Below are 12,913 nucleotides of genomic sequence, written 5' to 3' on the forward strand. Positions count from 1 at the left end.
CCGTGAAGGCGGCCGCACCGTCGGCGCCGGCGTCGTCGCCAAGATCATCGAGTAATCGACGGTCTGACGATCTGAACTGAAGAGCCCCGCCGGAGCGATCCGGCGGGGCTTTTCTTTTGCGCTTCCGAAGGATGATCCGATGCCGGTGCTATATTCGCTTCCTGATTTCCTGAGTGGCGTCGTGACGCGAGAGCAGTACGTCCGCTGGCTCCACCGCAAGGCCCAGGCCCACGTGATCCGGGACCGCAAGCGCGTGACCTGGCCCGTCACCGTCAGCGCCTACAAGACGGCCATCCACGCCGCGGTCGTGGCGTCGGGCGGACTGGATCACTATACGGGCGAGCCCCTGAACTGGGCTCAGATAAGCACCTATGACAATGCGGCTTCAAAGGCGGGGCGGTCCGCCTACAAGGCCGGATTTGCGCTGCTTCCCTCAGTCGATCACGTCAGCGGCGACGGCGACGGCTATGACTTCGTCATCTGCGGCTGGCGCACCAATGACAGCAAGCACGACATGAGCCTTGCGGACTTTGTCGCCCTCTGCCGCCGCGTCGTGGCGAGGCACGGACATCTTTCTCCGGCCTAGACGAACCGCACCTCGACCCCCGGCTTCACCGCCGCCGCCAGCTGCCAGGCGTCCCAGTTGGTCAGGCGGACGCAGCCGTGCGAGGCCGTCTTGCCGATCTTCTCCGGATCCGGCGTGCCATGGATGCCGTAGCTGGGCTTGTTCAGGTCGATCCAGACCACGCCGACCGGATTGTTGGGTCCGGCGGGGACGACGATCTTGCGGTCGCCGGGGCCGTAGCTGAGCTTGGCCGGGTCGTAGGTGTAGTCCGGGTTACGGGCGACGCCGTTGACCCGGACCGTGCCGCTGGGGGTCGGATTGTCGCCGCTGCCGATGGTGGCGGGATAGAAGGCCAGCAGGCGGCCGTCGGCGGCGAAGGCCCTCACCGAACCCTCGGCCTTGTCGACCACGATGTGATCCACTTCGGCGGGCAGGGGCGCGGCGCCGATGGCGGGCACCATGATGCGCTGGCCCGCCCGGCGGAAGTCGACGCCCGGGTTCAGGCCCTGCAGCAGGGTCTCGGAAATATGGAAATGCTCGGCGAGGCGCTCCCGCGGGCTGGAATAGTGAACACCCCTGGCCGCCTGTTCGGCCAGTTCGCCGGGCGGCGGGCTGAAGGGACCCGCCGCGTCGGCGGCGCTGAGGGTGTAGGTGGTCATGGCCGGGGCGCCGTCCGCCTGGGTCAGTTTCGCCATCAGTTCGGCGTCGATGGCGTCGCCCTGCATTCCGGCGGCCTTGCGGTAGGCCGCCACCGCCTGGCGCAGGTTGGAGCCCGCCAGACCGTCGATGACGCCCGGAGAGAAGGTCGAGCGGTCCAGCAGGACCTGCAGCCGCACCAGGGCCGGATCGGGCGGAACCACGGCGCCGGGCGCGGGCGCCTGGGCCGGCGGAGCGGCGACCACGGGCGTCGTGATCCGGGCCTCGTCGATCTGGTTCGCGGTGAGAACGGGCGCGCCCGCCTGGGCCGCCGCGGGGGCGTCGGCGGGGCGGTCGGGCTGGCCGCAGGCGGCGAGGGCGAGCAGGCTGGTCGAGGCGAGGATCAGGCGAAAGGTCATGCGGTTCCGGTGCGTTGCAGGTCCGAAGCCAACCCGCCCCGGCGGGGCTTGTTCCCGAACGCCGGTCGCCGGGTCAGAGCAACCGGGGCGCCAGGCCTTCCGCGGTCACCTCGGCCCAGCAGGCGTAGCCGGCGTCATTGAGGTGCAGATCGTCCGGACCGACGCCGCCGCGCTCCAGTCCGGACCAGCCGGCCATGGCGTCGAAGCGGCGGAGCACGGCGTAGCCGCCCTTGCGGCCCTCCTCGGCGATCCGGCGGGCCATCTCGCCGAGCGCCGGATTGCGGCCCCGGAACGACATGTTGCGGGTGTCCTCCGGCAGGCGCTGCGGGTCGATCAGCAGCACATCGACATCGGCGGCCCGCAGCACCGCCTCGCCCCGGTGGAAGTCGGCGAAGACATCGTCGACCATCCGGTCGCGCAGCACGTCATTGGTGCCCAACTGCCAGATGACCAGGTCGACGCGGCCGGCGGCCAGTTCGCGCTCCAGCCGGTTGGCCGTCTCCCGGGCCGTCTCGCCGCCGATGCCCCGGTTGATCACCGTCACGTCCACGCCGGGCATGCGCCGCTCCAGCCCGCGTTCCAGCAGGGGGGCGAAGCCGAGTTCGCGGCGGCTGGCGCCGACGCCCTCGATGGAGGACGAGCCGACCGCGAGAATGGTCAGGCGGCCGGCACGGACCGCGGCCCGGCTGCGCGTCAGGCCGCCGTTGTCGGCGACGAAGCCGGTCTCCAGCGGGCAGACCGCGATGGCCGGGGCGGGAACAGGCGCGGGCGCTCGCTGGGCGAGGGCGGTCGTGGGGACGGCGAGAGCGAAGGCTGACAGAAGGACGGCTGTCTTCAAGGATTGGGCTTTCCGGTGGCGGGGTCGGTGGCGGTTTCGCCCGAGTTTGACGAGTCTCCCGAGCCCGCCGGTTCGGTGGCGGGACGCGGGGGCTGGCCGTCGCGGTCGGGGCGCTGGTTTTCGTTCTCGGTTTCGCGGCTGGGCGGGCGCTTGGGATCGGCCATGAGGCTCTCCTGAGGATGGGACAAGGTCAACGTCAATGACGCGCGGGGGGCTCCCGCGGGCAGGATTCATTAACGATGAACGCTCACCGGGCCGAAACGGGCGCCGTGGCATGACGTCTGCTGCAACGGCCCGGAAACGACGGTCCGGGGGGCGGAAGGACGGCTATGACCGGGTTCAAGGTCGACATCCTCAAGGCGAGCGAACTGGGCGAGGCCGAGTGGGCGGCGTGGCGCGCCTTCCTGGAGGCCAACCGGGCGCTGAACAGTCCCTACTTCCGGCCCAGCTTCACCCGCGTGGCCGGACAGGTCAGCCCGTACGCGGCGGTGGCTGTCTTCTCGCGGGACGGCGAGATCGCTGGCTTCTTCCCGCACCAGCGCCGCGGATCGGCGATCCAGCCGCTGGCCGCGCCGATGAACGACTATCACGGGGTCATCGCCCGCCCGGGCGAAGGCCCGACGCTGGAAGGGGTCTCGGTCCTGCTGGGCGGGGCCCGCCTGAACGTCACCGCCTGGGTCGGCGACACCCCGCTGGGCGAGGACCGGCGGACGGTGCAGGTCGAACTGGGCGACGACGGCTATGACGGCTGGTACGCCGAGCGGCGTGCGACCTTCGGCAAATTCTTCAAGGACAAGGAACGCGCCCGCCGCAGCATGGAGGCCGAACTGGGCCCGCTGCGGGTCGAGCGCGGCCTGCACGATCCCAAGCTGCTGGACTGGCTGATCGACCTGAAGCGGGATCAGTACAGGCGCACCAACCGGCACGACATCTTCGCCTGCGGTTGGACCGCCGATCTGCTGCACGCCCTGCTGCAGACCCAGGGTGAGAACGGCTTCGGCGCCTCGATGGCGGGGCTGTGGGCCGGCGACCGGCTGACGGCGATCGAATTCTCGCTGCACGCGGGCGACCAGTATCATTTCTGGTTCCCCGGCTATGAGCCCTCGCTGGCGCGCTGCTCGCCCGGCATCCTGCTGAGCATGGACACCATGCGGCTGGCCGCCGCGCTGGGCTACCGCACCTTCGACTTCGGGTTCGAGGGCGAGCACTACAAGAAATACTTCTGCAACGGGGCGCACGTCGTCCGCGAGGCGATGGTCCTGAAGCCCGGTCTCGGCGCGACGGTCAGCCAGGCGGCGGTCAGGGCGCTGGATCTGGCGGGCGAGGGGCGCGGCGAGAAGCTGCGCGCCAGCGTGCGCCGCCGCTGGGCCGCGATCGAAGCCTGCGAAACCACCTCGGCCAACCGCTTCAAGGGCGCGATGCAGGCGGCGGGCGCCGCCCTTGCAAAGGCCCGTGCGTCTTCCACCAACCGCGTTCCGGCCTGAGACACTCCATGACCGAAACCCGCACCCGCTATTCCGGCCCGATCCATCATGCCCAGGTCCATCCGCACACGCTGGTGGAGCAGGGCTTCGCCACCGACGAGTCGCTGGCGGCCATCCTGGACCGCTATCCGGCCGAGCTGTTCGACATCAACCTGTACGACTACGACGACGATGGGCAGGTCAGCCTGCGCACCGGCGCGCGCGGTCGTCTGGACGGCGCCGAGCTGCTGGCCGCGATCCAGCAGGGCCGGCTGTGGGTCAATATGCGCGAGGTCGAGACCGGCTGGCCGGAGCTGTGGGCCGCCGCCCTGACCGAGTTCGGCAAGGTTCAGGGCGCCTATCCGGGGATGCGGGCGGTGAAGAACGCCGGACAGCTGATCCTGTCCTCGCCCAAGGCGCGGGTGCCCTATCATTTCGATCCGGCGGGCGTGGTCCTGTTCCACATGCGCGGGCGCAAGCGGGTCTACGTCTATCCGGGCGACGAGCAGCACCTGCCCGAGAAGAACATGGAGCAGGTGGTCGCGCGCCAGACGACCGAGGAACTGCCCTACACCCTGGCGTTCGAACAGGACGCGCAGGTGATGGACCTGGAGCCGGGGCAGGCCCTGACCTGGCCGATCTACGCGCCGCACCGGGTGGAGAACCTGGACCGGTTCTGCGTCTCCCTGTCGATGGACTTCCAGACCTGGCCGTCGCGGTTCCGCAACGGGGCGCTGTACACCAACGCCGTGCTGCGCAGCCGGGGCGCGCGGCCGCGCATGACCGACCGGATGGCGACGCCGGAGCTGGCGGCGCGCTGGGCCGCCTCGCTGGCGCTGAAACGGACCGGCGCGCTGAAGAGCCGACTGGAGCATTTCGAGCGGGATTTCGAGCCGGAGGTCGGCGTCGCCGACGGCGCGGGCGCCCTGCGCGTCTGAATTTCCAGACAGGGAAGGCTGTCCGCCTCAGGCGGGGCGGGCCTTCCGGCGGGCATTCTTACAACGGGGTCATGACCTCGTTTTAAAGTGACTTCGGCCCCGGGCGGACGCACCCTTTCCTCACATTCAGGACAGGGAGGTCCACCATGAAACTCGCAATCGCCACCGCCGTATCGGCCGTCGCCCTCGCCGCCGTGGCCGGGCCCGCCTTCGCCAAGGAGCCGAACGTCGAGATCCGCTACGCCGTGGCCCGGGTGGCCGTGGTCGTCGAGGACCGCGCCGACGTGGCCGTCGAGGTCGAACAGGGCTCGTCCCGCCTGCCGCGCGTCGAAGTGACCCGCGTCGGCGACGAAATCCGCGTCAACGGCGGCCTGCGCCGCCGCGGCGGCCTGTTCAACGGCGACAACGACGGCATCAACAACTGCAATAACGGCCCCAACGGCGGCCGCGCCGGCGAAGGCGCCTGGGCCGAGGTCCGCGGCGTCGGCCGCGTGAACGTCGCCGACGCCCCGCTGATCGTCATCCGCACGCCTCGCGACGTCAACGTGAACGCCAGCGGCGCCATCTACGGCTCGGTCGGCCGGGGCGCCCGCTCGCTGGAGCTGGGTCACGGCGGCTGCGGCCGCTGGGATGTGGCCAACGTCGACGGCTCGATGTCGCTGAGCATCGGCGGTTCGGGCGATATCCGCGCCGGGACCTCGTCCTCGCTGGAAGTGGCGATCGGCGGCTCGGGCTCGGTCACGGCCGGCGCCACCCGGGACCTGGACGTCTCGATCGGCGGTTCGGGCGACGTGACGGTCTCGCGCCTCGACGGTCCCCTGGAGGTCGCCATCGGCGGCTCCGGCGACGTGGACGTCCGCAACGGGACCTCTCCGAATGTCGAGATCAGCATCGCCGGCTCGGGCGACGTGAACTTCGGCGGTGTCGCCGGGGACGTCGAAGTCTCCATCGTCGGCGGCGGCGACGTCACCATCGCCCGCGCCACCGGCTCGATCAGCCGCTCGATCATGGGCGGAGGGGACGTGAGAATCGGCAACTGATCCTGCAGTCGCCGTAACGGGAAAGGCCCGGGGATGTGGAACCCCCCGGGCCTTTTTCCTGCCCGCCGTTCAGTCGGGCAGGGGATCCCGGACAGCAAAAGGCCCCGGCGGATCGCTCCGCCGGGGCCTTCGCTTACGCGATATCGACTAGGGAGCCTTAGAGGGCGCCCAGCAGGCCGGCGACGCCGGCGCCCGGCAGGGCGGCGCCAGCGCGGTCGCGAGCCTGGAGACCGCCGCCGAAGCTGTAGCGCAGGCCGATGGTCCAGGTGTCGATGGTGACGTCTTCGATGTCACCGCGGTTGAAGCCGGCCGCGACCGAGAACGGGGTGTTCGAGATCTCGTACTCGGCGCCCACGCCGTAGGTCCACAGGTCGGCGTCGGTGCCGACGATGTCCACCTTCGAATAGCCCAGGCCCGCGTTCAGGCGCAGGTTCGGGGTGACGTAGAAGGCGGCGTCGCCGGCCACGGTCCAGGCGTCGACGTCGATGTCGTCGGCGGTGGTGTAGGCGACCGAGCCGGTCAGGGTGGCGTTGGCCAGGTACTTCTGGACTTCGCCGCCGAACGTCCAGGCGGTTTCGTCACCGGCGTCGGCCGCGCCGACGAAGCCGCCGAAGCGCAGGTCCGAACCGGACAGGCGGGTCAGGTGAGCCGTGCCGGCGACGCCGGTGTCGTTGGCGTCGTCGTTATGGGCGACCGAACCGGCGAAGGTGGCGGTCCAGCCGGCGAAGGCGTCAACGGCGACCACGCCGTCAATGGCGTAGCTGTCGGTGTCGGCGTCGGTCGAACCGAAATCGACCGAGCTGTTCGAGTAGGAGACGCCGACCGAACCCACCGGGCCCGACTGGGCGAAGGCCGGAGCGGCGACCAGGGTGGCGGCGACGGCCGAAGCCAGCACGAGAGACTTTTTCATTTTTTGATTTCCTTATTGGGCGGCGCCGGGGGAGGGCGCCACGGCGGCGTTGCTAACAGCCGTCTGCATGGCGGAGCTATTACAAAAGGGTCACAAAAACAGCACTTTGGGCCATGTGGCCGATGGGCAACGCATTGTGGCGCCGCTGTGTCTGGACTGGGGCCGAAGGCCGCGGAAGCGCCGCGAACCCGCCGACTTAGGGCGACCACGGAATTGAAAAGGGCCCCGGCGGATCGCTCCGCCGGGGCCCCGGTCCTTCAGGTCTTCAGCAGGGCTTAGAGGCCCAGGGCGAAGATGCCCGCGGCGCCGCCGACCGAACGGGTCAGGTTGGCGCCGGCGCGTTCGCGCTGCTGCAGGTCGCCGCCGAAGTTGAAGCGCACGCCCAGCGACAGGGTGTCGACGTCCAGGTCGACGTCATCCAGGGTGGTGCGGTCCCACGAAGCGAAGACGCTCATCGGGCTGCCGTTGATCTGGTACTCGGCCGCGGCGCCGTAGCTGTAGGCGTCCAGGTCGGTGCCCGAGACGTCGATCTTGCTGTAGGCGGCGTTGGCGTTCAGGCGCAGGTTCGGCAGGACGTAGTAGCCGCCGTCGACGCCCACCGACCACAGGTCGGCGTCCAGGTCGTTGATCGTGCCGTAGCTGACGGCGCCGGTCAGGGTGGCCTTGTCGAAGTACTTCTGCACTTCGGCGCCGGCGCTCAGCAGGCTGGCGCCCGGAGCGGCGTCGGAGGCGGCGATGAAGCCGCCGGCGCGCAGGCCGTTGAACTCACGCGTCAGGTGCAGCTGACCCGAGAAGGTCTTGTTGTCGTCGATCGTGCCGTCGTCCCACGCCATCTTGGCGCCGAAGGTGACGGTCCAGTCGCCCTTGACCGGGCCGGCGACGACGCCGTCGATGGCGTAGCCGTCGGCTTCAAAGTCGTCGGCTTCGACCTGGTTCCAGGTGGCGCCGATCGAGCCGGTCGGAGCGGTTTGAGCCAGGGCGGGGGCGGCGGCGAAGGCCGCGACGGCGGCCGTAGCGAGGAAGAGGGTCTTCATGATGCCTACAGGTTGCTGGCAGCTGCGGGGAGTCGCGCTGCGGAGCGGCACGGCTACCAGCGCGGGAAAGAGCTTTGCCATTACAAACGCGTCACAAACCAATGGCGTACGAACCCTGTGGCGGCACGGCCACGCATTGTGGCACGAATGCGGCGGTTTCGTCCCGGCGTCGGAAACCGGCGGTTTTCGGTGGGGGCGCCTGAATGGAGACGAGCGGGCGGACCGCCGATTCTGTCGGCGCGAGGCGATCAGGTTCCGCCGCGGCGGGGCGCGCATCGGATCACTCTATATATAGGGGAGGGCGAGGACCCTCCGACGGCGGGATCGGCCGCAAGGCGGAAAGGATCGCGGCGCGGGTCGGGACAGGTTCGGCAGGCCGTGATCGTCCCGCTGTTCCGCCGCGCTGGAACGCCGCCGGAGGCCGTCTGGTCGAATAGGGGGAAAACCCCGCGCCGACACAGTTTCGCCGCTTGACGGATCGGGACTCAATCGGCATAAGCGCCCACTCTTGTTGGACCGGCTGTGCAACGAAGCCCTCGGGTGGGTTGCAGACGCGGTTCGCAGGAACGACCTGAGTACCTGTTCTTTGCAGCTCCTTGGGACATCAACGGCCTCCGCGGGCGACTGCGTGGGCCGATCGTTTTTGCGGACGTGCGTACTCTGAAGGCCTTTTGGCCTGAAGACCTCCGGTCTTTGAAATGGTTCACAGGGACGCAGGTTCGCCTGCTTGGGAATAGCTACCGATATGGATCAAAGCATCCGCATCAGGCTCAAGGCCTTCGATCACCGCGTCCTCGACTTTTCGACGCGCGAGATCGTCAACACCGCCAAGCGCACGGGCGCGACCGTTCGTGGTCCGATCCCGCTGCCGACCCTGATCGAAAAGTTCACCGTGAACCGCTCTCCGCACGTCGATAAGAAGTCGCGCGAGCAGTTTGAAATCCGCACGCACAAGCGCGTGCTCGACATCGTCGACCCCACCCCGCAGACCGTGGACGCGCTCATGAAGCTCGACCTGTCCGCCGGCGTGGACGTCGAGATCAAGATTTAATCGAAGAAAGAGGCGGGATCCGATGCGCACGGGCGTGATCGCCAAGAAGCTGGGCATGACCCGCGTGTTCGCCGATGACGGCGCGCACGTACCGGTCACTGTGCTTCAGCTCGACGGCTGCCAAGTCGTCGGCCAACGTACCCAGGAGCGTGACGGCTACGTCGCTCTCCAGCTGGGCGCTGGCACCAAGAAGGCCAAGAACACCAACAAGGCTCAACGCGAAGCTTTCGCGAAGCTGGAAGTGGAACCGAAGGCCTATGTCACCGAGTTCCGCATCGATGCGGACGCCATGATGGATGTGGGCGCCGAGTTCTCGGCCGATCACTTCGTCGCCGGCCAGAAGGTCGATGTCCAAGCCGAGACCATCGGTAAGGGCTTCGCCGGCGCCATGAAGCGCTGGAACTTCGGCGGTCTGCGCGCCACGCACGGTGTTTCGGTCTCGCACCGTTCGCACGGCTCCACGGGTAACCGTCAGGATCCGGGCCGTACGTTCCCGGGCAAGAAGATGGCCGGCCACCTCGGCCAGGAAGTCGTCACCACCCAGAACCTGACCGTCTTCCGCGTTGACGCGGAACGCGGCCTGATCCTGATCAAGGGCGCTGTCCCCGGTCACGAAGGCACGTGGGTCAAGATCCGTGACGCCGTCAAGAAGGCCCGCCCGGCCGACGCCCCGTTCCCCGGCGGCGTGAAGTCGAACAAGGCCGCCGCTGCGGCTCAACCGGCTGAAACGCCGGCTGAGGAAGCCCCGGCCGCCGAGTCCACCGAAGGCGGTGAAGCGTAATGAAACTCTCGGTCATCAAACTCGACGGTAAGGCTGCCGGCGACGTGGAACTGTCGGATGTCGTCTTCGGCATCTCGGACATCCGCGGCGACCTGCTGGCCCGCTACGTCAACTGGCAGCTGGCCAAGCGCCGCGCCGGCACCCACAAGGTTCAAACCCGCAACGAGAACTCTCGTACGGGCAAGAAGATGTACAAGCAGAAGGGCACCGGCGGCGCTCGTCACGGTTCGCGCCGTGCCCCGCAGTTCGTCGGCGGCTCGCGCGCCTTCGGTCCGGTCGTTCGCGACCACGGCTTCTCGCTGCCGAAGAAGGTCCGCGCCCTGGCCCTGCGTCACGCGCTCTCGTCGAAGGCCAAGGCCGGCGACCTGGTCGTCGTCGACAGCATCGCCCTGAAGGACGCCAAGACCGCCGGTCTGCGCGAAACCATCGGCAAGCTGGGCTGGGCCAAGGCCCTGATCATCGCCGGTCCGGAAGTTGACGCCAACTTCGGTCTGGCCGCTCGCAACATCCCGATGGTGAACGTGCTGCCGAACGCCGGCCTGAACGTCTACGACATCCTGCGGGCTGACAAACTGGTGCTGACCAAGGCGGCTGTCGAAGCCATCGAGGCCACCTATGCCGACTACAAGCCCTCGCGCAGCGAGCAGGCTCAAGCTGTGAAGGGAGCCGCGTAATGGCCGGCGCTCAACCCACCGCGCGTCACTACGACACCATCCTGGCTCCGGTGATCACCGAGAAGGCCACGATCCTGTCGGAACAGAACAAGGTCGTCTTCCGCGTCGCGGACAACGCCTCGAAGGACGAGATCGCCGCTGCGGTCGAAGCCCTGTTCAAGGTCAACGTGCTGAAGGTCAACACCCTGGTTCAAAAGGGCAAGACCAAGCGTTTCCGCGGCATCATGGGCCGTCGGGTCGACATCAAAAAAGCGATCGTGACGCTGGCTGAAGGCCAGTCGATCGACGTCACCACGGGGCTCTGATCCAGATGGCCTTGAAAACCTACAATCCGACTTCGCCGGGCCGTCGCGCCCTGGTGCTGATCGACCGCTCGGAGCTCCACAAGGGCCGTCCCGAGAAGTCGCTGACCGAAGGCCTGACTAAGTCGGGCGGACGCGGTCAGGGCGGTCGTATCGCCGTCCGCTTCCGCGGCGGCGGCGCCAAGACGCTGTACCGTAAGATCGACTTCAAGCGTCGCAAGTTCGCCACGGCGACCGTCGAACGCCTGGAATACGATCCGAACCGGACCGCCTTCATCGCCCTCATCGTCTATGAGGACGGCGAAAAGGCCTACATCATCGCGCCGCAACGCCTGAAAGCGGGTGACTCGGTGGTCGCCGGTGAAAAGGTCGACGTGAAGCCGGGCAACGCGATGCCGCTGCGCTCGATCCCGGTCGGCACGATCATCCACAACGTCGAAATGAAGCCGGGCAAGGGCGCCCAGCTGGCCCGCTCGGCCGGCGCCTACGCCCAGCTGGTCGGTCGCGATCAGGGCTACGCCCAGATCCGTCTCGGCTCGGGCGAGCTTCGCATGGTCCTGGACGGCTGCATGGCCACGGTGGGCGCGGTTTCTAACCCCGACCACATGAACCAGAACCTCGGCAAGGCCGGCCGCAAGCGTCACATGGGCTGGCGTCCGCACGTTCGCGGCGTGGCCATGAACCCGATCGACCACCCGCACGGTGGTGGTGAAGGCCGGACCTCTGGTGGTCGCACCCCGGTTACGCCGTGGGGCAAGGACACCAAGGGCACCCGGACCCGCAAGAACAAGGCGACGGACAAGTACATCATCCGCACTCGCCACGTTAAGAAGGCTCGCTAAGAATGGCTCGCTCCTCCTGGAAAGGCCCGTTTGTCGACGGGTATCTGCTCAAGAAGGCCGACGCCGTTCAAACGTCGGGCCGCAAGGACGTGATCAAGACCTGGTCGCGCCGCTCCACCATCCTGCCGCAGTTCGTCGGTCTGACGTTCGGCGTCCACAACGGCCAGAAGCACGTGCCGGTGATCGTCTCTGAAGAGATGGTCGGCATGAAGTTCGGCGAGTTCGCCCCGACCCGGAACTTCCCGGGTCACGCGGCGGACAAGAAGGCCAAAAGGAAGTAACTGATGGCCCAGACCAAAAACCCCCGCCGGGTCGCCCTCACGGAAGCCCGCGCCAAGCTGGTGAACGTCCGGATCAGCCCGCAAAAGCTGAACCTGGTCGCCCAGTCGATCCGCGGCCTGCCGGTACAGAAGGCGCTCAACGAGCTGGAATTCAGCCGTAAGCGCATCGCCACCGACGTCCGCAAGGTCCTGTATTCGGCGATCTCGAACGCCGAGAACAACCACAACCTCGATATCGACAACCTGGTCGTCGCCGAGGCCTTCGTGGGCAAGAACCTGGTGATGAAGCGTTTCGCGAGCCGCGCTCGTGGTCGCTCGTCGCGCATCCTGAAACCGTTCAGCGAGATCACGATCGTGGTCCGTGAAGCCGGCGAGGCCGCCTGATGGGTCAGAAAATCAATCCGATCGGTTTCCGCCTCGGCGTGAACCGCACGTGGGACAGCCGCTGGTTCGCCGATGGCGCGAACTACGCCCGCCTGCTGCACCAGGACCTGGCGCTGCGCACGTGGCTCAAGGAACGCCTGCAAGCCGCCGGCGTGTCGCGCATCATCATCGAGCGCCCGCACAAGAAGTGCCGCGTGACGATCTACGCCGCCCGTCCGGGTGTCGTGATCGGCAAGAAGGGCGCCGACATCGAGAAGCTCCGCAAGGACATCTCGGCCCGCACTGAAGGCGAAGTTCACCTGAACATCGTCGAAGTCCGCAAGCCGGAAACCGACGCGCAGCTGATCGCCGAGAACATCGCGCAGCAGCTGGAACGCCGTATCGCGTTCCGCCGCGCCATGAAGCGGGCGATGCAGTCGGCCATGCGCCTCGGCGCCAAGGGCGTCCGCATCAACGTTTCGGGCCGCCTCGGCGGCGCTGAAATCGCTCGTATGGAATGGTACCGCGAAGGTCGCGTGCCGCTTCACACCCTGCGCGCCGACATCGACTACGGCTTCATCCAAGCCAAGACGACGTACGGCATCATCGGCGTGAAGGTCTGGGTCTTTAAGGGTGAAGTGCTCGAGCACGACCCGATGGCCCAGGACAAGCGTTGGGCCCAGGAAGCCTCGGGTCCGTCGTCGAATGAAGGCCGCGAACGCGGCGGTCCCCGTGGGGATCGCGGTCCGCGCCGTGACCGGGGACGTGAGAACTAA

The 12,913-nt window shown here is 67.9% G+C and carries 17 protein-coding genes; 12 read left to right on the plus strand and 5 right to left on the minus strand.

Going from position 1 to position 12,913, the window contains the following annotated elements; translation table 11 throughout:
- The first annotated feature begins 181 nt into the window (after nt 1-181).
- Complete coding sequence (locus AC3WRV_RS07315) at nt 182-586, plus strand: hypothetical protein (RefSeq protein WP_291838184.1); 405 nt, start codon at nt 182-184, stop codon at nt 584-586.
- Here AC3WRV_RS07315 and AC3WRV_RS07320 read toward each other — a convergent pair.
- The 3 genes from AC3WRV_RS07320 to AC3WRV_RS07330 form a co-directional block, all read right to left on the minus strand.
- On the minus strand, nt 583-1,620 hold the full coding sequence (locus AC3WRV_RS07320; protein ID WP_492312732.1) for a L,D-transpeptidase family protein: 1,038 nt from the start codon (nt 1,618-1,620) through the stop codon (nt 583-585). The two genes, AC3WRV_RS07315 and AC3WRV_RS07320, sit on opposite strands and share 4 nt — an antisense overlap.
- 73 nt (nt 1,621-1,693) lie before the next feature.
- Nucleotides 1,694-2,458, minus strand: a complete 765-nt coding sequence (locus AC3WRV_RS07325; RefSeq protein ID WP_492312733.1) for an SGNH/GDSL hydrolase family protein — start codon at nt 2,456-2,458, stop codon at nt 1,694-1,696.
- Nucleotides 2,455-2,622: a hypothetical protein gene (locus tag AC3WRV_RS07330; protein WP_291838195.1), complete on the minus strand. Its 168-nt coding sequence runs from the start codon at nt 2,620-2,622 to the stop codon at nt 2,455-2,457. Before AC3WRV_RS07330 ends, AC3WRV_RS07325 begins: the two co-directional genes overlap by 4 nt.
- A gap of 165 nt (nt 2,623-2,787) precedes the next feature.
- On the opposite strand from AC3WRV_RS07330, the gene AC3WRV_RS07335 reads away from it, so the two are divergent.
- The 3 genes from AC3WRV_RS07335 to AC3WRV_RS07345 all read left to right on the plus strand — a co-directional run bounded on the left by AC3WRV_RS07335 (nt 2,788) and on the right by AC3WRV_RS07345 (nt 5,899).
- On the plus strand, nt 2,788-3,942 hold the full coding sequence (locus AC3WRV_RS07335; RefSeq protein WP_492312734.1) for a GNAT family N-acetyltransferase: 1,155 nt from the start codon (nt 2,788-2,790) through the stop codon (nt 3,940-3,942).
- Between the two features lie 8 nt (nt 3,943-3,950).
- A complete protein-coding gene (locus AC3WRV_RS07340) occupies nt 3,951-4,859 on the plus strand; it encodes a cupin-like domain-containing protein (protein WP_492312735.1) in 909 nt (302 codons plus the stop codon).
- 146 nt (nt 4,860-5,005) lie between these two features.
- Nucleotides 5,006-5,899: a GIN domain-containing protein gene (locus AC3WRV_RS07345; RefSeq protein ID WP_291838202.1), complete on the plus strand. Its 894-nt coding sequence runs from the start codon at nt 5,006-5,008 to the stop codon at nt 5,897-5,899.
- 157 nt (nt 5,900-6,056) lie between these two features.
- On the opposite strand, the gene AC3WRV_RS07350 is transcribed toward AC3WRV_RS07345, so the two are convergent.
- On the minus strand, nt 6,057-6,809 hold the full coding sequence (locus tag AC3WRV_RS07350; protein WP_492312736.1) for an outer membrane beta-barrel protein: 753 nt from the start codon (nt 6,807-6,809) through the stop codon (nt 6,057-6,059).
- Between the two features lie 275 nt (nt 6,810-7,084).
- The gene (locus AC3WRV_RS07355) at nt 7,085-7,843 is read right to left on the minus strand and encodes a hypothetical protein (protein ID WP_291838207.1); all 759 of its coding nucleotides are present in this window, start codon (nt 7,841-7,843) and stop codon (nt 7,085-7,087) included.
- Between the two features lie 745 nt (nt 7,844-8,588).
- On the opposite strand from AC3WRV_RS07355, the gene rpsJ reads away from it, so the two are divergent.
- From rpsJ to rpsC, 8 genes are read left to right on the plus strand one after another with little or no spacing between them, the layout of a single operon-like run.
- Complete coding sequence (rpsJ, locus tag AC3WRV_RS07360; RefSeq protein ID WP_003164367.1) at nt 8,589-8,894, plus strand: 30S ribosomal protein S10; 306 nt, start codon at nt 8,589-8,591, stop codon at nt 8,892-8,894.
- A 22-nt stretch (nt 8,895-8,916) separates the two neighbouring features.
- A complete protein-coding gene (rplC, locus tag AC3WRV_RS07365; protein WP_492312737.1) occupies nt 8,917-9,675 on the plus strand; it encodes a 50S ribosomal protein L3 in 759 nt (252 codons plus the stop codon).
- On the plus strand, nt 9,675-10,349 hold the full coding sequence (gene rplD, locus AC3WRV_RS07370) for a 50S ribosomal protein L4 (RefSeq protein ID WP_492312738.1): 675 nt from the start codon (nt 9,675-9,677) through the stop codon (nt 10,347-10,349). The genes rplC and rplD overlap by 1 nt, the downstream gene beginning before the upstream one ends.
- Complete coding sequence (locus AC3WRV_RS07375; protein WP_056450366.1) at nt 10,349-10,654, plus strand: 50S ribosomal protein L23; 306 nt, start codon at nt 10,349-10,351, stop codon at nt 10,652-10,654. Before rplD ends, AC3WRV_RS07375 begins: the two co-directional genes overlap by 1 nt.
- Nucleotides 10,655-10,659: 5 nt before the next feature.
- The gene (gene rplB / locus AC3WRV_RS07380; RefSeq protein ID WP_492312739.1) at nt 10,660-11,493 is read left to right on the plus strand and encodes a 50S ribosomal protein L2; all 834 of its coding nucleotides are present in this window, start codon (nt 10,660-10,662) and stop codon (nt 11,491-11,493) included.
- A 2-nt stretch (nt 11,494-11,495) separates the two neighbouring features.
- Nucleotides 11,496-11,774: a 30S ribosomal protein S19 gene (rpsS, locus tag AC3WRV_RS07385; RefSeq protein WP_141626256.1), complete on the plus strand. Its 279-nt coding sequence runs from the start codon at nt 11,496-11,498 to the stop codon at nt 11,772-11,774.
- A gap of 3 nt (nt 11,775-11,777) precedes the next feature.
- Nucleotides 11,778-12,158, plus strand: a complete 381-nt coding sequence (gene rplV, locus AC3WRV_RS07390) for a 50S ribosomal protein L22 (protein WP_291837498.1) — start codon at nt 11,778-11,780, stop codon at nt 12,156-12,158.
- The gene (gene rpsC / locus AC3WRV_RS07395) at nt 12,158-12,913 is read left to right on the plus strand and encodes a 30S ribosomal protein S3 (protein WP_492312740.1); all 756 of its coding nucleotides are present in this window, start codon (nt 12,158-12,160) and stop codon (nt 12,911-12,913) included. The genes rplV and rpsC overlap by 1 nt, the downstream gene beginning before the upstream one ends.

This window comes from Brevundimonas sp. EU05-FHT14B11 (genome assembly GCF_058790835.1).

Bases quoted from the DNA above. Each gene is read 5' to 3' on its own strand.
- AC3WRV_RS07320 (WP_492312732.1), bottom strand. From the start codon at position 1,620: ATGACCTTTCGCCTGATCCTCGCCTCGACCAGCCTGCTCGCCCTCGCC.
- AC3WRV_RS07330 (WP_291838195.1), bottom strand. From the start codon at position 2,622: ATGGCCGATCCCAAGCGCCCGCCCAGCCGCGAAACCGAGAACGAAAAC.
- AC3WRV_RS07335 (WP_492312734.1), top strand. From the start codon at position 2,788: ATGACCGGGTTCAAGGTCGACATCCTCAAGGCGAGCGAACTGGGCGAG.
- AC3WRV_RS07340 (WP_492312735.1), top strand. From the start codon at position 3,951: ATGACCGAAACCCGCACCCGCTATTCCGGCCCGATCCATCATGCCCAG.
- AC3WRV_RS07345 (WP_291838202.1), top strand. From the start codon at position 5,006: ATGAAACTCGCAATCGCCACCGCCGTATCGGCCGTCGCCCTCGCCGCC.
- AC3WRV_RS07350 (WP_492312736.1), bottom strand. From the start codon at position 6,809: ATGAAAAAGTCTCTCGTGCTGGCTTCGGCCGTCGCCGCCACCCTGGTC.
- AC3WRV_RS07355 (WP_291838207.1), bottom strand. From the start codon at position 7,843: ATGAAGACCCTCTTCCTCGCTACGGCCGCCGTCGCGGCCTTCGCCGCC.
- rpsJ (WP_003164367.1), top strand. From the start codon at position 8,589: ATGGATCAAAGCATCCGCATCAGGCTCAAGGCCTTCGATCACCGCGTC.
- rplC (WP_492312737.1), top strand. From the start codon at position 8,917: ATGCGCACGGGCGTGATCGCCAAGAAGCTGGGCATGACCCGCGTGTTC.
- rplD (WP_492312738.1), top strand. From the start codon at position 9,675: ATGAAACTCTCGGTCATCAAACTCGACGGTAAGGCTGCCGGCGACGTG.
- AC3WRV_RS07375 (WP_056450366.1), top strand. From the start codon at position 10,349: ATGGCCGGCGCTCAACCCACCGCGCGTCACTACGACACCATCCTGGCT.
- rplB (WP_492312739.1), top strand. From the start codon at position 10,660: ATGGCCTTGAAAACCTACAATCCGACTTCGCCGGGCCGTCGCGCCCTG.
- rpsS (WP_141626256.1), top strand. From the start codon at position 11,496: ATGGCTCGCTCCTCCTGGAAAGGCCCGTTTGTCGACGGGTATCTGCTC.
- rplV (WP_291837498.1), top strand. From the start codon at position 11,778: ATGGCCCAGACCAAAAACCCCCGCCGGGTCGCCCTCACGGAAGCCCGC.
- rpsC (WP_492312740.1), top strand. From the start codon at position 12,158: ATGGGTCAGAAAATCAATCCGATCGGTTTCCGCCTCGGCGTGAACCGC.